Below are 18,552 nucleotides of genomic sequence, written 5' to 3' on the forward strand. Positions count from 1 at the left end.
GTGTCGCGCAACCTCCTGATCATCCTCGTGATGGGACTGCTGCTGGTCTTCCTGCTGCCGACCCCGCGCAGGCCGCCGGCGCCGGACAGCTTCGAGGCAGTCTGTCATGGCTCCGCTTTGACAACGCCCGAAGCACGCGAGGACGCGATGGTCAAGGGCTACGCGATCCATCCCGTCCACCAGTGCATCGAGCAGGCCTCCTGGGAGGCGGCCGAGGCGCAGCGGATCGCCTGGGAGCAGGCCCAGGCGAAGCGCGTGGAACAGGACCGCGCCGAGGTCGCCGCCAGCGGCGGGAATGCCTTCGTCCAAGCCCGGACAGGCTTTCGCACCCAGGTGCGCGATCCGGCTCCGCCGTCCACCCCGCTGCCGCAGCCGCCGCCGCACTGGTTCGTGCGCAGCGATTACACGAACCCGCAGAACTACACCCTGACGGGCTATGTCTCGCCCGATCCGGCTGATGGCCAGCGCCATCCGGCGATCCTCTGGCTGACCGGCGGCGACACCAATACGCTCGGCGACTTCTGGACCGCCGGGCCGGATGCCAACGACCAGTCCGCGCGTGCCTTCCGCGAGGCCGGCGTGGTGATGGCATTCGTCGCGCTGCGCGGCGGCAACGGGCACCGCAGCCAGCGCGAGTTCTTCCTCGGCGAGGTCGACGATGTGCTCGCCGCGGCGCGCCAACTTGCGCTGATCCGCTACGTGGACCCGAGGCGGATCTACCTTGTCGGCCACAGCACCGGCGGCACGCTGGCCTTGCTCACCGCCGCGATGGGCAGCCATTTCCGCGGGGTGTTCGCTTTCGGCCCGGTAGCCAGCGTGGATGGCTACCCAGCCGATCTCTTCCCGCTGGATTTCTCCACCCTGGATCCGATGGAGTTGAAGTTGCGCTCGCCGATCCACTGGCTGGCCGGGATCGGCCAGCCGACCTGGATCATCGAGGGCATGCAGGCGCCGGGGAACATCGGCGCGTTGGATTCGCTGTGCGCGCAGACGCGCAACCCGATGGTGCATTGCCTGCGGGTGCCGGGTGTCGATCACTTCGGGGTGCTGCGGCCGGCCACGCGCGCCATCGCGGCGCAGATCGCCGCCGGCGGTCAGATTTCCCTGAGCGCAGAGCAACTGCGGCGTTGAGGCGCGGGTCGGCTTGGATCATGATCGGATGAATACCGATGGGAGTGCCGCCGTGCGCATCAGCCTGAGCCAGACGCGATTGCAGGAAGCCGTCAATGCCGGCGTACTCGATGCGGACCGCGCCGGGGCACTGTGGGCTTACCTCACCGCTGACGAAGCAGGGCATGAGGCGCCGCGTTTCAAGATGGCGCACCTGCTGTACTACTTCGGCGGGCTGATCGCGATCGGCGCGGTGTCGATCTTCATCACGGTGGCCTGGGATGCCTTCGGCGCCTGGCCGCTGCTCGTTCTTGGCCTGGGCGTGATCATGCTGTCCTATGCGCTGACCCGGCGCTTCCTCGAGGTCAACCGCCAGCCCATCGCCGCCGGCACCATGGCTGCGCTGCTGATCGCCGCGGTGCCGATGGTGGTGTTCGCCGCCCAGCACGTGCTCGGCTTCTGGGCCGGCGAACAGAGCTATCGCGATTACCACTATTGGATCGACTGGCGCTGGCTGATGATGGAGTTCGCCACGCTGGCGGCCGGTGCGGTGGTGCTCAGCCGCTTCCGCCTGCCGTTCGCGATGCTGCCGATCGCGGTGACCCTGTGGTACATGAGCATGGATTTCGCGGCCTTCCTCGCGCAGGACACCGATGGCTGGTTCAGCGAGGCCGGATGGAAGCTGCGCGCGACGATCTCGATGCTGTTCGGCGCGGTGATGGTGGGCCTCGCGCTGTGGATCGAGTTGCGCCAGCACGCCGTCGCCGCTGCGCGCCTGGATCGCCGCGACTTCGCTTTCTGGCTGTATGTCGTCGGCGTGCTGACCTTCTGGGGCGGGCTGAGCTCGCAGAATTCGGGGTCCGAGTTCGGCAAGCTGATCTACTGCGGCATCAACATCGGGCTGATCCTGGTCGGCGTCATGATTGCCCGGCGGGTGTTCGTGGTCTTCGGCGCCCTGGGGGTCATCGGTTACCTTGGTCACCTGAGCTACGAGGTGTTCGAAGACAGCCTGCTGTTCACCGGCGCGCTGGGTGCACTCGGCATCGGCATCGTGTTCGTCGGCATCTGGTGGAGTCGGCACGAGGCGGCGTTGCATGAGCGCCTGTCGCGCTTCCTGCCTGCGGCTTTGCGCCGCGCGATCGAGGCGCGCGAGGGCTGAAAATGCCGGCAACGATTCTCGTCGTGCAACTCTTCACAATCCATCCGCTAACATCGCGCGCCTGATTCGGCTGACGATCCTTTTCGCGAATGGTCCGCTTCTTCTTCGTGTTCCTCGGCGTGCTCTCGGCGCTGTTCTGGTTCGAGATCTCCAAGTTCGGCGAGACCCACTTCGTGATCCCGTTCACCGACGGGCTGGCGCAGGTCAGCGCCTGGATAATCAAGCTGTTCGACAGCGATGTGCACAGCTACGGCAAGATTATCCAGAGCACCACCAACGGCTTCGCAGTGTCGATCGAGCGCGGCTGCAATGGTATCGAGGCGGTGATCATCCTGATCGCGGCGCTGGCGGCATTCCCGTCGACCTGGAAGCAGAAGTTGGTGGGCTTCTGCATCGGCTTCATCGCCATCCAGGCGCTCAACCTGGTGCGCATCATCAGCCTGTTCTACATGGGCCAGTGGAGCATGGTGTGGTTCGAGTGGTTCCACCTGTATCTGTGGCAGGCGCTGATCATCATCGACGCGCTGGTGGTCTGGCTGCTGTGGTTGCGCTGGATCTCGCGCACCACACCGCGCCGGCCGGCCACCCCGGCCGCGCCCGCGGCCGCCTGACGCCCGCGACCGTCACGTGCGCGCGCAGCGGGTCCTGATCGCCGGCTGCGGCGAGCTGGGCATATCCACCGCGGCCTGCTTGCCGGACGCCACCGTTTTCGGCCTGCGCCGCAACCCGGCCAGCCTGCCGCCGGGCATCCAGCCGGTGGCGGCCGACCTGCTGACGGGCGAGGGCTTCAGCGACCTGCCCGAGGCGATCGACACCGTGCTCTACGCGCCGACCCCGTCGGTGCGCAGCGAGGAAGGCTACCGCGCGATCTACGTCCACGCGCTGGAACGCCTGCTGCACGCATTGCCGCAGCCTGCCGGATCGCTGCGGCTGGTCTACGTGTCCAGCACCGCGGTTTACGGGCAGGATGGCGGCGAATGGGTGGACGAGGGCAGCACCACGGCGCCTGCCGGCTTCAACGGGCGGGTGCTGCTGGAAGGCGAGCGCCTGGCCGCCAGCCTGGTGCGGGACACCAGCGTACTGCGGTTGTCCGGACTTTACGGCCCCGGGCGCCACTGGCTGCTGCGCCGGGTGCGCGCGGGCGAGGCCTTGCTGCCCGGCGAGCACTGGACCAATCGCATTCACCTGGACGATGCGGCCGCGCTGGCAGCCTTGCTGGTGCGTGCCGCGAGCGTTCCGCCACGCGTGATCGGGGTGGACGACACGCCGGCGACCGAGCGCGAGGTGCTGGACTGGATCGCGCAGCGGCTCGGCCTGCCGCCGCTGCCCGAGCAATTTGGCGGCGCCTTGATCGGCGGCAAACGGCTCTGCAATCGATTGGCCCGATCATTGGGCTGGCAGCCCCGCTATCCTTCGTATCGGGACGGCTATACGTCTGTACTTCCAGGAAGCGCGCATCCATGAGTCTGCTGTTCGAGGCCTTCACCCATTTCCGTGACCTGCAGGAGCGCGCCCGTGGCGCCGGGGATCCGGAGCCCACTGCGATGACCCTGGCCACCGCTGACGGCCGCGGCCGGGTGTCTGCACGCACCGTGCTGCTGAAGGAACTGGACGGGCGCGGTTTCGTCTTCTACACCAACTTCGAGAGCAACAAGGGCCGCCAGATCCTGGCGCACCCGCAGTGCGCCCTGCTGTTCCTGTGGAAGACCCTGGACCGCCAGGTGCAGGTCAAGATCGAAGGCGTGGCGGAACCGGTCACGCATTGCGAGGCCGACGCCTACTTCGCCCAGCGCCCGCGGATGTCGCAGATCGGCGCATGGGCCAGCAAACAGTCGCAGACCCTGTCCGGCCGCGACGAACTGATGGCCCGCGTGCGCGAGTTCGAGCAGCGCTTCGAAGGCCAGGACGTGCCGCGCCCGCCGCACTGGTCCGGCTTCCGCGTGGTGCCCGACATGATCGAGTTCTGGTACGGCGCCGAATACCGGCTGCACGACCGCCTGCGCTTTGAGCTGGTCGATGGCGAGTGGAGCAAGCGGGCCCTGTACCCTTGAGGTTTTGGGTGACTGCGGTGGGCGGGTGGCTGGCGGTGGCTGACTGGATCTGAGGCCGGTTGCTGGTTGTTGGTTCTTGGTTGTTGGCAGCAAAGCGCGCACGCGGCGGGCCCGTGCGAGCGGACTCTGTCCGCGATCTTTCTATCGGCTGCCGGCAAGAGATCGCGGCTGAAACCGCTCCCACAGGCTTCCGGCATGCCGGGCTGTTGCCGCCAACAACCAACAACCAACAACCAACAACCGGACTCGAAGCAACGCACCCCATGCCCGACCGCCACCCCCGCCGCATCGTCTGCCTGACCGAGGAGCCCACGGAGGTCCTGTACCGCATCGGTGAGCAGGACCGGATCGTCGGCATCTCGGGCTTCACGGTGCGCCCGCCGCAGGCGCGGCGGGAGAAGCCGAAGGTGTCGGCGTTTACCAGCGCGAAGATCGACCGCATCCTGGCGCTCAAGCCGGACCTGGCCATCGGTTTCTCCGACATCCAGGCGGACATCGCGCGTGAGCTGATCCGCGCCGGGGTGGAGGTGTGGATCAGCAACCACCGTTCGGTAGAGGGCATCCTCGGCTACACCCTGCGGCTGGGGGCGATGGTCGGCGCGGCCGGGCGCGCCGCGGCGCTGGTGGCGGAGATGGAAGCGGCGATTGCGACGGCGCGCGCCGCCGCGGCCCGTATGCCGCGTGCGCCGCGCGTCTATTTCGAGGAATGGGACGAACCGCCGATCAGCGGCATCCAGTGGGTGTGCGAATTGATCCGGATCGCCGGTGGTGAGGACATCTTTCCCGAGCGCGCGGCCTGCTCGCTGGCGCGCGACCGCATCCTGGCCGATCCCGCCGAGGTGGTGCAGCGTGCGCCGGACCTGATCATCGGCTCCTGGTGCGGCAAGAAGTTCCTGCCCGATCGGGTGGCCGCGCGGCCAGGCTGGGCGGCGATTCCGGCGGTCGCGCGCGGCGCCATCGCCGAGATCAAGAGCGCGATCATCCTGCAGCCGGGCCCGGCCGCCATCCTCGACGGCCTGCCGCTGCTGTCCAAGCTCATCGCGCAGGCCGCCTGATCCATGGACCTGTGGCTGCTGCCCACCCGCAAGCAGGTTGCCGCACTGGCGCTGCCGGGCTTCGATGCGCTGTGTGCGCGCGGCGATCCCCTGGGCGCGGCAGAACCGGGACTGGACGCGGCACTCGCCGCCGCTTTCGGCTGGCGCCAACCGGTGCCCTGGGCGGCGCTGCTGGCGGATGCGTCGGCGGACTCGGCGACACCCTGGCTGGCGGCCGACCTGGTGCATGTGCGCGCCGAGGCGCGCGGCGCGCGGGTGATGGCGCTGGCAGTCGACCAGGCCGACGACCCTGACCTGCCCGGATTGTTCGAGGCGCTGCGACCATGGCTGGCCGACGAGGCCATCGAGATGGTGCGGATCGACGGCGGCCGCGCGCTGCTTCGCTGCCCGCTCAGCCATGGCGACCCGGCCACGCTGGCGCCGGATGCCTTGCTCGGCTGCGATTTGCGCGAGGCGCTGCCGGTGGACCTGCGCTGGCAGCGGCGGCTCAACGAAATGCAGATCGTGTTGACGCAGCAGTCCTGCAACGAATCCCGTGGCGCGCGCGGGGTACCGGCCTGGAACACGCTGTGGTTCTGGGGGCAGGGCAGCGCCGACCTCTGTCCGACGCCGCCGCTGGCTGCGGTGGCGTCAGGCGATCCCCAGTTGCGCGCGCTTGCCCGCCGTTTCGGCCTGGCCTTGGTGGCGCCCAACCAGCAGGCGCCCGGCGCGGTGCTGCGCGATCTGCGCGATCCACGTCGTTTGCAGGAGGCGTGGCAGGCCGGCCTGCGTCCGGCCGATGCCGGGTTGCGCTTCGGGGACGGACACGGCTTGCGGCTGCGGCCCTGGCATCGCTGGCGCTTCTGGCGCGGGGCTGCGCGCCCGGACTGAGTTCGCTCGGGTGTGCAACCAAGGGTCTGGCAGTCACGAATCTTCGCGAACGTCTCACGTCCGTGAAGGCAGCCTTCGCTTCCCGATCCCTTCAGGCGATGGACTGCGCACACCTGCGCGCGCGTCGGTTGCCACAGCGAGCCGTTGCCATGACCGACTCCGCCCTGCCGCGCACTGCCGTAGACCGTTTCCTCGCTGGCGTCGAACGCGCCGGCAATGTGCTGCCGCACCCGGCCACGCTGTTCTTCCTGCTGACCTTGTTCGTGATCCTCGTCAGCGCGATCGCGGCGCAGTTCGACCTCAGCGTGATCCACCCCAAGACCGGTGAAGCGGTCACACCGGTCAACCTGCTGAGCGCCGAGGGCCTGCAGCGGATCATGGGCAGCCTGGTGACCAACTTCACCAGTTTTGCGCCGTTGGGCACGGTTCTGGTGGCCCTGATCGGCATCGGCGTCGCCGAGCACAGTGGCCTGATCGGCGCCTGTTTGCGCATCGTCGTGCTGAACGCGCCGCGCGTACTGCTGACGCCCATCGTGGTGTTCGCCGGCGTGATGTCGAACATGGCCAGCGAGATCGGCTATGTGCTGCTGGTGCCGCTGGCGGGCTTGTTGTACCTGTCGGCCGGGCGCCATCCGATCCTCGGCATCGCGGCTGCCTTCGCCGGCGTGTCCGGCGGCTATTCGGCCAACCTTCTGCTCGGGACTATCGATCCGCTGCTGTCCGGCCTGTCGCAGGAGGCCGCGCGGATCGTCGATCCGGCCTACCACGTGAGCCCCGCGGCCAACTTGTTCTTCATGCAGGCGTCGACACCCATCGTGACGCTGCTCGGCTGGTTCGTGACCGAGAAGATCGTCGCGCGGCGGTTTCCGGACGGCAACTACGGCAAGGGCGACGAGAAGATCGAGCCGTTGTCGCCCGCCGAGAAGCGCGGGCTGGCCTATGCCGTCGCGGCCACCCTGGGTCTGACGATCCTGGTGCTGCTGGCGACCGTCCCGGCCAACGGCGCCCTGCGTATTGCCGGCGAGCCCGATCTGCTCAAGGCGCTGGCGCCCTTCCTGCACGGCATCGTCGCGCTGATCTTCATTGCCGGCGCGCTGGTGGGCATCGCTTACGGTGTCGGCGCAGGGACCATCCGCAGCGATGTCGACGTCATCAAGGGCATGAGCAAGAGCATGGAGACGCTCGGCTCCTACCTCGTGCTGGTGTTCTTCGCCGCCCAGTTCGTCGCCCTGTTCAACTGGACCAACCTCGGCCTGATCTTTGCGGTCGAGGGTGCCGAGTTGCTGAAGGCGCTCGGCCTGCCGAAGATCCCGCTGCTGGTCGGCTTCATCCTGCTGACCGCCACGGTCAACCTGGCGATGGGCTCGGCCTCGGCCAAATGGGCGCTGATGGCGCCGGTGTTCGTGCCGATGTTCATGCTGCTTGGCTATTCGCCCGAGGTGACCCAGACCGCCTACCGCGTCGGCGATTCGGTGACCAACATCATCTCGCCGATGATGAGCTACTTCGCGCTGATCATCGCCTTCCTGCAGCGCTACGAGCCCAAGGCCGGCATCGGCACCGTGGTCGCGACCATGATCCCGTACTCGATCGCCTTCCTGATCGGATGGTCGTTGCTGTTCGCGCTCTGGATCCTGATGGGCTGGCCGCTGGGGCCTGGCGCAGGGCTGACGTACACGCCGGGCGGCTGAGGCCTGCCGCTCCCGAGACCGGTGCCGGAAGGCATTGCCTTTTCGGGGCTGCCTTCCTTTACACCGGTGCGCCGCTCCCGCAGGATTCCGGCGGGACCGAGGAGGCCCGCTCCGGTGCTGTTCGAGAACGTCTTGCTGCCGTATTTCCGTCGTGCTTCCCGGCGCGCGATGGATTTCGACGCGGGTCGGGCCCTGGCGCCGGTACCGCCACCCGGCAGCAGTGCTTACCTTTACGTCCACGTGCCGTTCTGCGTCTCGCTGTGCCCGTTCTGTTCCTTTCACCGGGTGGCCTGGCGCGAGAGCAAGGCGGCGCGCTACTTCGCCGCGCTGCGCCGCGAGATCCTCACCTACCGTGACGCGGGCTTCAGTTTCACCGGCGTCTATGTGGGCGGTGGCACGCCCACCGTCGCCCCGGGCGAACTGGCCGACACGCTGGCGCTGGTTCGCGAGTCCTTCCCGATCCGGGAAATCTCGGTCGAGACCAATCCGAGTGACCTGACCGATGCGGTCCTGGACATGCTGGTGCAAGCTGGCGTGAGTCGCTTGTCGGTGGGTGTGCAGAGCTTCGACGACGGCCTGCTGCGGGAGATGGAGCGCTACGACAAGTACGGCAGTGGTGCGCAGATCCAGGCGCATCTGGAAAGTGCGCGCGGCCGTTTCGCCACCCTCAATGTGGACATGATTTTCAACCTGCCGCACCAGACGTCGGAGATCCTTGAGCGCGATATCGACGGGGTGCTTGCATCGGCCGCCAACCAGGTGTCGTTCTACCCACTGATGACCAGCGACAGCGTACGCCGCAAGATGACGGCGAAGATGGGCCGGCTCGATCGGCGTCGCGTCCGCGGCTATTACCGGCGCATCCTCGATCGCCTGCGCGGCGAGTTCAGGCCCTCGTCCGCGTGGTGTTTTTCGCGCGGCGAAGGCCAGGGGATCGACGAGTACATCGCCGACAGTGGCGACTATGTGGGCGTGGGCAGCGGTGCCTTCAGCTACGTCGATGGCGTCATGTACGCGACGACCTTCTCGCTCAACGTCTACCACGAGCTGATATCCGCAGGCCGGTCCGCGATCACGGGTAGCCGCCGGCTGGCGCAACGCGAGCGCTATCGCTACGAAATGCTGCTCAAGCTGTTCGGCCTGCGGATGGATCGCGACTGGATGCGCCAGCGTCTCGGTCCGCGCTTTGAAGCCAGCCTCGCGCCCGAACTCACCGCACTGCGGCTGGCCGGCGCGTTGCGCAAGGACGCGCGCGGCTATGCACTGACCGAGCGCGGCATGTACCTGTGGATATTGCAGATGTCGGCGTTCTTCGAGTCCGTCAATGTGTTCCGTGAGAAGATGCGCGCCCACATCGCCTCCGAACTCGATCCCGACGAGGATGTCGAAGAGATCACCGTCCCCTGGACCGGGTGACGCGCGGGACTGGTGGCGTCGGATGAGCATGGCAGCAGTTGGCCCGCCCGAAAATGCCCCTTGATTCACCCCAAAACAGAAAGGGCCGCCTCGCGGCAGCCCTAAGTGCTTCTTTTATATGGCGTCCCCACGGGGATTCGAACCCCGGTTACTGCCGTGAAAGGGCGGTGTCCTAGGCCTCTAGACGATGGGGACTTTGAATCTTGGTGGAGCCAGTCGGGATCGAACCGACGACCTCTACAATGCCATTGTAGCGCTCTCCCAGCTGAGCTATGGCCCCACGGCTGAGTCCGCCAAGATAAGAAGTTGATGGATGCTTGTCAAGCCTTGCATGCGAACTTTCATCCATTTTTCCGGGAGGCCTCGCAATTGGGCATGATCGGCGCGTCCGGACTGGGAAGCATCGGCGATGAGTGAGCGGTTCCTGCAACTCGATGTGTTTGCCAGCCGGCCGGGGGGCGGCAATCCGCTGGGTGTTGTTCTCGGTGCGCAGCACTGGTCTGACCAGGAGATGCAGGCCTTTGCCACATGGACGGACCTGGTCGAGACCACCTACGTGCTGCCGGCGACCGAGCCAGGGGCGAGCTACCGCTTGCGCATTTTTACCCCGACGCGCGAGATCGCGTTCGCCGGACACCCTACAGTCGGCAGTGCGTGCGCGGCGCTGGCTACCGGCATGGTGGAAGCGCATGACGGCGGACTGGTCCAGCAGTGCGGTGCCGGGCTGTTGCCGATCCGCCTGCGCCGGGAAGCCGGCATCGAACGCCTCTACGTGCAGGCGCCCGCCGCGGGCGTGCTGGTCAAAGGCGAGGCGGCGCGCGCGCCACTGGCGGCCATTCTTGGTAGCCTGGAACTCGGCGCATTGCCCCCGGCGCTGGTCGAAGGCGGGCGCCGCTGGTTGATGGCGGAACTTGAGGATGAGGCTGCCTTGCGCAGCTGGCAGCCGGACCACGCCGCCATCGCCGCGGTCGCCAGGGAAACCGGCAGCTTGGGCCTGTGCGTGTATGCGCGGTCGGCCGACCCGGCGCACCAGCTGGTGGTACGGGCATTTCCTGCTGGCGTCGGCATCGTCGAGGACCCAGCCTCTGGCGCCGCCAACGGCCTGATCGGCGCGTACATCGCGCAAGGCGAGCCGGACGGCCCGCTGGCACGCGGCTATCGCGTCAGCCAGGGGCGCGAAATCGGCCGCGACGCGGTGATCGACATCGAGTTCGAAGGCGCCAAGGTCTGGGTGGGCGGGCAGTCGCACATCGTCATCGATGGCGCTCTGCATTGGCCGGTGGCGCGTAGATGAAGCCGCTGTCCTGATGCTCGGTACCTTCCATCTTTTCCATCTCAAGGCCACCGCCGAGTCCGGCGGGGGCATTGAGACGGATGCGCAGGGCAAGATCGGTGCGCGAATCCGCGTTCTCGAGCGCTTCCTCGTATGAGATCCGCCCCGCGATATATAGCCGATAGAGCGATTCGTCGAAGGTCAGCATGCCCAGTTCGATGCCCTGCTTCATCGCGTCCTTGAGCAGATGGATCTCACCTTTTTCGATCAGGTCGGCGATGTACGGCGTGCGCAGCATCATCTCCATCGCCGGCAGGCGCGTGCCGTCGACACCCTTGACCAGCCGCATCGAGATCACCGCCTGCAGATTCATCGACAGATCGATCAGCAACTGGTGCCGGGCTGCGTCCGGAAAGAAGTTAACGATGCGGTCGAGTGTCTGGTTGGCGTTGTTGGCGTGCAGGGTCGACAGGCACAGGTGGCCGGTTTCGGCGTAGGCAATCGCATGCTTCATCGTCTCGCGGTCGCGGATCTCGCCGATCAGGATCACGTCCGGCGCCTCGCGCATGGCGTTCTTCAGCGCGTTCTCGTAAGACAAGGTATCCAAGCCGATCTCGCGCTGGTCGACAATCGACTTGCGATGGCGGTGCAGGTATTCGATCGGCTCCTCGATGGTCAGGATGTGCCCCGTGCGGACCTGGTTGCGGTAATCGATCATCGAAGCCAGCGTGGTCGACTTGCCGGAGCCGGTGCCGCCGACCACCAGGATCAGGCCGCGCGGCAGCATGATCAGGTCCTTGAGCTTCGCCGGCAGGTTCAGCTGCTCCAGTCCTGGAATCTCCGAGCTGATGTAGCGGACCGCGAAAGCGACATCCCCGCGCTGGCGATACACATTGACGCGGAAGCGGCCGACATCCGGTAATGGCACCGCCAGATTCATCTCCAGCGTGGCTTCGTATTCCTTCTGCTGCTTGTCGCTGAGGATCGAGTAGGCCATCTTGCGCACCTGCTCGCCGTTCAGTGCCAGGTCGCCAATATGGACCGTGTTGCCCTCGATCTTGATCGACGGCGGCGCTCCAGCGCTGAAGAAGCAGTCAGACGCCTTCTGCTTGGCCATCAACCTCAGGTAATCGGTGAGTTCCCACATACGCGCCCCTCAGCCCAGCTTGATTGATAACGCTGGCGCGGATGATCCGGTTTGATCTGGATCCAGTCGCGGCGCGAGACGCAGGCGCAAGCTGGGCGTATCCGGCATGCGCATGCTTGCCACGAACGTTACCATCGCTTCCGCAGTTCCTGCTCAGCTTGATCGAGGTGGTGCCATGGGATTTTCCTTCAGTGCGGAACAGCGCGATCGCCTGTTGGCCTCGTTGGGGCGGAGCGACAGCGGCGCCTGGCACCTGACCGAGGATGTGGAGCTGGCGCTGGATGCCCATGGTCGGGCGGAGCTGACCGCCGATCCCGCCGGCAGATCCGGCAGCTTGCTCGCGCGGACGCGCGAGTTGACGGCGGACTTGCGCCAGGAGCTGTACGCCTTGCCGGAACGTGCCCGGCAGCTCGCCGCACTGGGCGAAATCGACGAGAGCGATGCCGAGGACCTGGTGCGCCTCGCCCACGCTGGCGGCGAGGCATTGGAGCGGCTGGGTGTGCGCGTGGCTCAGTTGATGGTACCGCAGGTCGCCCCTGCGCATGGTCCACATGCGATGGCAGAGCGATTCGTCGGTGCCCTGGGGCAGGCATATCGCAACCGGCTGAACATCAAGCCCACCAGCGACGAGAAAGGCGCCTTTCGCCACTTCCTCGACACCGTGATCGAACTGGTCGGCAAGCGCCATTCGGATATCGACGAGTTGTCGCATCTGCTGACCGAGGCGCGCCTGGCCGAAATCCTGGCCCGGGATCACTGACACGGTTGGCGAACTCCGCTGTTTTATGGTGGATTTCGCCGAGCAGCTTCGATTGATTCCCCGGTTCGCGGCCTCGCAGAGCGCTCGGACCCTGGCGCGGAAGTTGCGAAGTTCCTCCCGAGGCGCCCGATTCCGGGGCGCAGTCTGCGGAGGTATTCGATGAGTGCAGGACGCGGTTCCGCCGGAAATGTGATTGCCGCGCTGGCGAGCTTCTTCATCGCCGGGCTGGGTCAGTTGCTGCAGGGGCGCCTGCTGGCGGCAATCGTGCAGTTTGTCCTGGCCGCGGTGCTCTGGCTGGTGTTCCTGGGCTGGATTGTCCACCTGTGGTCGATCCTGGACGCCGCCCTGTACGAGCCGCCGCGGCGCTACTACTGCTGCTGAACGGTCACCCCGGTCCGGGCCGGAACGCCCGGGCCGCTCCGCCAGTGCCCGCGAGGTAATCGCGGGCCTGGTCGATGGCTTCATGGGTTCCGGCCAGCACCAGGATGTCGCCGCCGTTCAGGACCTGCTTGCCGTCAGGCGTCAGCACGGCATCCTCGCCACGGCGGATCGCCAGCACGGTGGCTGCAGTGACGGCGCGCAGGTTGATCTCGCCAAGGGTGCGCCCGATCCAGCGGTTGCCCGGTGTCAGAACGAACGGAGCCAGGTCGCCCAAGCCAGGCAACAGTTGTTCCATCTGGTCGAGTGCCTGCTCCTGCTCGTGGTCGCTGGCTCCCGGCACGGCGACCGCAGCCACCAGCGCCTCCGCGCCAGCGCGCACATGTCCCTGCAGCTGCGTCGCGCTGCGCCAGAATGCGTAGGCCGCCACCACCAGCAGCAGCGGCAATGCGCCGCGCACGCCCGGCACAAAGGGCTGCAGCAGGGCCAGGCAGGGCAGGGCGACGAGCAGCATCAGGCCGAGTTGCAACGCAACGACGAATGCACGTCGCGGTGCTTGGGCAAAGTCGACCACGCCCTCGGGCACCGGCGGCAGCGCTTCCAGCGCGAGCTTGCGGCCGAGTGCGCGGATCAGCCGGAACAGGCCGAGCGCCATCGGCATCGCCAGCGCGATGAAGCCGAAGGCGACGATCCAGCTGGCGAAATCGGCGACCGCCGGCAGCTTGCCGCGCAGGTACCGCGCGACCTCGTCCGCGCCAGCCCCGGCGGCGATCAGCACCGCGACCAGCAGCGTTGCATCGAGCACGATCAGGCCCAACAACCGCCCGGCGCGGCTGCGTAGCGACCCGCGCTGGCGCGCTGCGGCGAGCTGCTCGATCCAGCTGCCGTAAAGCGCGACGAAAGTCTGCACCGGGCGCGGCAGGCGGCCGTCGATCCATTCGCCGACGCGCGCCGAATGCTTGACCGCAAAGGGCGTCAGCAGCGTGGTTACGCAGGAGACGCCGACGGCAATCGGGAACAGGGTGGAATCGACCGCCCCGAGTCCAACGCCGAGCCCCGCGATGATGAAGGAGAATTCGCCGATCTGGCCCATCGCCAGCCCTGCCTGCGCTGAAGGTTTCACTGCGCTGCCGGTGGCAAAAAAGCCGACGGCAACGCCGAGGAACTTGCCGCCGACCACCAGCGCCGAGAAAAGCGCAATCCAACCGCTCTGTGCGATCAGTTGCGCGGGGTCGATCGATAGCCCGATGGACACGAAGAACACTGCGGTGAAGACGTCGCGGAGCGGCCGCACCTGGGTGGCGATGCGTTTGGCCTCACCGGACTCGGCCACCAGGCAGCCGGCGAGGAAGGCGCCGAGCGCGACCGAGTATTCGAAGCGCTGGGCTGCCAGCGCCGCAGCGAAGCACACGCCCACGGCCGTCACCAGCGTGGTTTCGGGGCGCTTGAGCGAGACCACGAAGCGGATCAGCCGAGGCACCACCAGCAGGCCAACCAGCATCAGCACCGACAGAAAGATCCCGAGCCGGCCGGCAGCCGCGGCCAGGCCGGAAAAGTCCAGGCTGCGGGTGGTCGCCAGCGTGGTCAGCAGCGCGATCAGCAGGATCGCGAAAATGTCCTCGATCACCAGCGTGCCGAAGATCTGCTCGCGGATGCGCGGCCCCACCCGGTGCTCCTCGAAAGTGCGCGCGATGATGGTGGTCGACGAGATCGACAGCATCGCGGCGAGGAAGGCGCATTCGATCGGTGTGAAGCCGGCGAGCCGGCCGGCGAGGTAGCCGAGGAACAGCATCAACCCCATCTCGACCAGCACCACCGCGAATCCGCGGGGCCCGACCTCGGCAAGCTTGCGCAGCGACAGTTCCATGCCGATGTAGAACATCAGCAGGATCACGCCAAGTTCCGACAGGGTGGCGATGATCGCGGTGTCCGCCACCAGCAGTGACGGCGCATGCGGCCCGATCAGTACCCCGGCCAGCAGGTAGCCGAGCACCACCGGCAGGCGCAGGCGCTGGCACAGCACCGTGGTCGCCGCGGCGACGCACAACACCACGGCCAGGCTTTCGAGGAAATGCGAGTCGGCGTGCATGCCTCGATATTAGGCATGCCGGATGGCTCACGTCACCGCCGAGTCCGGCGTGCGGACCCGAGAGCGCTGCATGAAGTGGCGGGCCCGGAGGGACTCGAACCCCCGACCACCTGGTTCGAAGCCAGGTGCTCTATCCAACTGAGCTACGGACCCACATGGAAAATGCTACTTGGCGGTGGCTCAGTCGGATAGCCGCACCAGACTCGGCCATCCTGGCCTCGCCAGGTGCGTCCCGCCTCGGGCTCCTGCCCTCGGCGCTCACCGGGGCGCGGCAAGCCGCGCCCCGGAGTGCCTCGCAACAGCCTCAGCCCGCATTCCCCTTGGCCAGCGCGCTGTGCTTCTTGCCGTAGAGGAAATACACAACCAGGCCGATGACCGCCCAGATCAGGAACATGGCCTCGGTGTTGCCGCTCAGGTTGAAGAACAGGAACACGCAGCCGGCCATCGCCAGCGGGCACACCACCCACACGAACGGGGTGCGGAAGGCGCGGTAGCGGTCGGGCTGGGTGCGCCGCAGGATCAGCACCGCTGCGGCCACCAGGAAGAAGGCGAACAGCGTGCCGCTGTTGGAGATGTCGGCCAGGATGCCGACCGGGAACGCGGCGGCGAAGGCGGACACGGCCACCGCGGTGATCAGGGTGATCACGTGCGGGGTGTGGAACTTCGGGTGAACCTTCGAGAACACCGCCGGCAGCAGGCCATCACGCGACATCACGAAGAAAATGCGGGTCTGGCCGAAGATCATCATCAGGATCACCGAAGGCAGCGCCAGGCCAGCGGCCAGCGCGATCGCGTTGCCGGTGCCGGCGAAGCCGAGCGAGCGCAGGATGTGGGCCAGCGGCTCGCCGGTGCAGACCAGTGCCTCGGAGCCCTTGCAGGCCGCGATCATTTCGGGGCTGCCCGGATGCAGAGCCACGCCATCGGCACCCACCATCGGCTGCGCACCCATCGCGCCCACCGCGCCATAGCCCACCAGCAGGTAGAAGATGGTGCAGACCGCGAGCGATCCGATCAGGCCGATCGGCACGTTGCGCTGCGGGTTCTTGGTCTCCTCCGCCGCGGTGGAAACGGCATCGAAACCCACGTAGGCGAAGAAGATCGAGGCGGCCGCCGCGTACACGCCGAACATGCCGGTCGGCAGGAAGGGTTCGAAGTTCTCGACCTTGGCGGCCGGCACGGCGATGGCGATGAACGCGGTCAGCGCCAGGATCTTGATCGCCACCAGGATGGCGTTGACCACCGCACTCTTGCTGGTGCCGATGACCAGCAGGCCGCTGATGACCCAGACAATGATGAAGGCGAGCAGGTTGAACGAGCCGCCGTCGTAGGGGCCCGCCCGCAGCGCCTCGGGTAATTCCCATCCGACGCTGATGAGCAGGCCGTTCATGTACTTGGACCAACCCACGGCCACGGCACCGGCCGCCACGGCGTACTCGAGGATCAGTGCCCAGCCGACGATCCAGGCGAGCAACTCGCCCATCACGGCGTAGGTGTAGGTGTAGGCGCTGCCCGAGACCGGCACCATCGCGGCGAGCTCGGCATAGGCCAGTGCCGCCAGCGCGCACACCACCGCCGCGATGACGAAGGAGATCATCATGCCGGGGCCGGCCTTCTGCGCGGCCTCGGAGGTCAGCACGAAGATACCGGTGCCGATGATCGCGCCGATGCCGAGCATGGTCAGCTGCAGCGCGCCCAGCTGGCGCTTGAGACTCTTCTTGGCCGCTGTCTCCAGGATCTGGTCGAGCGGTTTGACGCGCCAGAAAATCATCGATGCTTCCCCTCGTTTGAACCGGCGACCCGGCAGCCTGAGCTTACCGCCGCCGGTGGATGGTGGAGGCCCAGCACGAGCCATCACGCGAACCCTGCGAGGGCGCGCGCCTGAGCCGTGGCTGAACCATTGCGGGCGGTAACATACGGCAGCCCCCATGGGGCGGCAAGCACGAAGGAGGCAGGCATTGGAAGAGGGCGGGATCCAGACCATCGTCGAATCCCTGGCGCTGTTCGGCAGCGAATATCCCGAGCAGGCGGAAGAGGCAGCGCGCTTCATCGCATTCGCGCGCAGCGGCGATGACGTCTGCCTGCGCAGCCGTCGCGACGGTCATTTCACCGCGTCCTGCTGGCTGATCTCGGCCGATGGCGAGCGCGTGCTGCTGACGCACCACCGCAAGCTCGGGCGCTGGCTGCAACTCGGCGGACATGCGGACGGCGACCATGACCTCGCGCGCGTGGCCTGGCGCGAGGCGCTGGAGGAGTCCGGGTTGTCCGAGCTGGTCGTTGAGCGGCGCGTCTTCGATATCGACGCGCACCTGATCCCGGCGCGCGGCGATGAACCCGAGCACGTCCATTGGGATGTCCGTTACATCGTGCATTGCCGCGGCAGCGAGGAATTCGCCGTCTCGGAGGAATCGCTGGCACTGGCCTGGGTGGCGGTCTCCGACGTGCTCCGCTCTCCCGATGCCTCGCTGCGACGGATGGCCGAGCGCTGGCAGCAGCGGCGCGGCCTTGTCTTGCCGCAAACCATCGGCAACACGAAGAGCTAAGCTCTACGGCAAAGGAGGACACCGTGAGCCTGGCGTACATCTCCCATCCTGATTGCCTGCGCCACGAAATGGGGCAGGGACATCCTGAGTGTCCGGCGCGGCTGCGTGCCATCGAGGACCGCCTGACCGCCGCTGGCGTATTCGACTGGCTGCGCCACGTCGAGGCGCCCGAGGCGCCGACGATCGCCTTGCAGCGCGCGCACAACGCGCTGTACCTGGCTGAGCTGGATGCCGCATCGCCGGCAACCGGCTACACCCACGTGGACCCCGACACCTACATGAATCCGTACACCCTGCGCGCGGCGCGGCGGGCGGCGGGTGCGTTGCTCCGCGCGGTGGATGGCGTCATCGGCGGCGAGTTCGCGCGCGCCTTTTGCGCGGTGCGGCCCCCCGGCCACCATGCCACACGCGGCGAGGCGATGGGCTTCTGCTTCTACGACAACGCCGCAGTCGGGGTGCTGCATGCGCTGGAAGTGCACGGCCTGGCGCGTGTGGCGCTGGTGGATTTCGACGTGCACCATGGCAACGGCAGCGAGCACATCCTGGCGGGCGATGAGCGCGTGCTGATGGTGTCCACCTTCCAGCACCCGCTGTACCCGGCTTCGGGCGTCGATCCGCTTGGCGAGAACATGGTCAATGTCCCGCTGCCGCCGTATTCCGATGGCGCGGCGCTGCGCGGGGCGGTGACCCGCGAGTGGCTGCCGGCGCTGGAGCGCTTCCGCCCGCAGTTGATCGTGATCTCGGCCGGGTTCGACGCCCACCGCGACGACGACATGTCGCAGCTGCTGTGGACCGAAGCGGATTACGCCTGGGTCACGCAACAACTGGTCGATGTCGCCCAGCGGCATTGCCACGGGCGCATCGTGTCCACCCTGGAGGGCGGCTACGACCTGAACTCGCTGGCGCGCAGCGTGCTGGCGCACGTCAAGGTCCTCGGTGGTTTCGACTGATCCTTTGCTCGGCGCGGGCGATGGTTAGATAGCCGCCATCGCCGTCCCGGTCCGGAGGGAGCA

General features: G+C 67.1%; 17 protein-coding genes and 3 tRNA genes. 14 read left to right on the top strand and 6 right to left on the bottom strand.

Features of this window, described 5'->3' with window-relative positions; genetic code table 11:
• The first annotated feature begins 147 nt into the window (after positions 1-147).
• The 9 genes from IPK27_18440 to IPK27_18480 all read left to right on the top strand — a co-directional run bounded on the left by IPK27_18440 (position 148) and on the right by IPK27_18480 (position 9,352).
• Positions 148-1,131 carry an alpha/beta fold hydrolase gene (locus IPK27_18440; protein ID MBK8069524.1) on the top strand — a complete coding sequence of 328 codons (984 nt, stop codon included), beginning with the start codon at positions 148-150 and terminating at the stop codon, positions 1,129-1,131.
• A gap of 58 nt (positions 1,132-1,189) precedes the next feature.
• The gene (locus IPK27_18445; GenBank protein MBK8069525.1) at positions 1,190-2,269 is read left to right on the top strand and encodes a DUF2157 domain-containing protein; all 1,080 of its coding nucleotides are present in this window, start codon (positions 1,190-1,192) and stop codon (positions 2,267-2,269) included.
• 89 nt (positions 2,270-2,358) lie between these two features.
• On the top strand, positions 2,359-2,880 hold the full coding sequence (xrtH, locus tag IPK27_18450; protein ID MBK8069526.1) for an exosortase H: 522 nt from the start codon (positions 2,359-2,361) through the stop codon (positions 2,878-2,880).
• 16 nt (positions 2,881-2,896) lie between these two features.
• A complete protein-coding gene (locus tag IPK27_18455; protein ID MBK8069527.1) occupies positions 2,897-3,733 on the top strand; it encodes a sugar nucleotide-binding protein in 837 nt (278 codons plus the stop codon).
• A complete protein-coding gene (gene pdxH / locus IPK27_18460) occupies positions 3,730-4,320 on the top strand; it encodes a pyridoxamine 5'-phosphate oxidase (protein MBK8069528.1) in 591 nt (196 codons plus the stop codon). Before IPK27_18455 ends, pdxH begins: the two co-directional genes overlap by 4 nt.
• A gap of 263 nt (positions 4,321-4,583) precedes the next feature.
• Positions 4,584-5,375 (top strand): ABC transporter substrate-binding protein, encoded by a 792-nt coding sequence (locus IPK27_18465; protein MBK8069529.1) that lies wholly within the window; start codon positions 4,584-4,586, stop codon positions 5,373-5,375.
• Positions 5,376-5,378: 3 nt separating this feature from the next.
• Positions 5,379-6,245, top strand: coding sequence for a hypothetical protein (locus IPK27_18470; GenBank protein MBK8069530.1), 867 nt, complete (start codon positions 5,379-5,381; stop codon positions 6,243-6,245).
• Between the two features lie 149 nt (positions 6,246-6,394).
• Entirely contained in the window at positions 6,395-7,936 is a 1,542-nt protein-coding gene (locus IPK27_18475) for an AbgT family transporter (GenBank protein ID MBK8069531.1), read from the top strand.
• Between the two features lie 114 nt (positions 7,937-8,050).
• Positions 8,051-9,352 (top strand): coproporphyrinogen III oxidase family protein, encoded by a 1,302-nt coding sequence (locus tag IPK27_18480; GenBank protein ID MBK8069532.1) that lies wholly within the window; start codon positions 8,051-8,053, stop codon positions 9,350-9,352.
• 119 nt (positions 9,353-9,471) lie between these two features.
• Here the strand turns inward: IPK27_18480 and IPK27_18485 are convergent.
• Positions 9,472-9,547: transfer RNA gene (locus IPK27_18485), tRNA-Glu, on the bottom strand.
• Between the two features lie 9 nt (positions 9,548-9,556).
• Positions 9,557-9,632: transfer RNA gene (locus tag IPK27_18490), tRNA-Ala, on the bottom strand.
• 129 nt (positions 9,633-9,761) lie between these two features.
• On the opposite strand from IPK27_18490, the gene IPK27_18495 reads away from it, so the two are divergent.
• Positions 9,762-10,646 carry a PhzF family phenazine biosynthesis protein gene (locus IPK27_18495; protein ID MBK8069533.1) on the top strand — a complete coding sequence of 295 codons (885 nt, stop codon included), beginning with the start codon at positions 9,762-9,764 and terminating at the stop codon, positions 10,644-10,646.
• Here IPK27_18495 and IPK27_18500 read toward each other — a convergent pair.
• Entirely contained in the window at positions 10,606-11,772 is a 1,167-nt protein-coding gene (locus IPK27_18500) for a PilT/PilU family type 4a pilus ATPase (GenBank protein MBK8069534.1), read from the bottom strand. The two genes, IPK27_18495 and IPK27_18500, sit on opposite strands and share 41 nt — an antisense overlap.
• 175 nt (positions 11,773-11,947) lie before the next feature.
• On the opposite strand from IPK27_18500, the gene IPK27_18505 reads away from it, so the two are divergent.
• Entirely contained in the window at positions 11,948-12,532 is a 585-nt protein-coding gene (locus IPK27_18505; GenBank protein MBK8069535.1) for a hypothetical protein, read from the top strand.
• A gap of 159 nt (positions 12,533-12,691) precedes the next feature.
• On the top strand, positions 12,692-12,913 hold the full coding sequence (locus IPK27_18510) for a hypothetical protein (protein ID MBK8069536.1): 222 nt from the start codon (positions 12,692-12,694) through the stop codon (positions 12,911-12,913).
• 4 nt (positions 12,914-12,917) lie between these two features.
• Here the strand turns inward: IPK27_18510 and IPK27_18515 are convergent, their stop codons facing one another.
• From IPK27_18515 to IPK27_18525, 3 genes are all read right to left on the bottom strand, one after another.
• Entirely contained in the window at positions 12,918-14,999 is a 2,082-nt protein-coding gene (locus IPK27_18515; protein ID MBK8069537.1) for a cation:proton antiporter, read from the bottom strand.
• A 76-nt stretch (positions 15,000-15,075) separates the two neighbouring features.
• A tRNA-Arg gene (locus IPK27_18520) sits at positions 15,076-15,152 on the bottom strand.
• Positions 15,153-15,303: 151 nt separating this feature from the next.
• Positions 15,304-16,767 (bottom strand): amino acid permease, encoded by a 1,464-nt coding sequence (locus IPK27_18525; GenBank protein MBK8069538.1) that lies wholly within the window; start codon positions 16,765-16,767, stop codon positions 15,304-15,306.
• Between the two features lie 157 nt (positions 16,768-16,924).
• Here IPK27_18525 and IPK27_18530 point away from each other — a divergent pair, with 157 nt between their 5' ends.
• Positions 16,925-17,539 carry an NUDIX hydrolase gene (locus tag IPK27_18530; protein MBK8069539.1) on the top strand — a complete coding sequence of 205 codons (615 nt, stop codon included), beginning with the start codon at positions 16,925-16,927 and terminating at the stop codon, positions 17,537-17,539.
• 23 nt (positions 17,540-17,562) lie between these two features.
• A complete protein-coding gene (locus IPK27_18535; GenBank protein ID MBK8069540.1) occupies positions 17,563-18,489 on the top strand; it encodes a histone deacetylase family protein in 927 nt (308 codons plus the stop codon).
• Positions 18,490-18,552 lie beyond the last annotated feature (63 nt).

The organism is Rhodanobacteraceae bacterium, from assembly GCA_016713135.1.
GTDB lineage: Bacteria > Pseudomonadota > Gammaproteobacteria > Xanthomonadales > SZUA-5 > JADKFD01.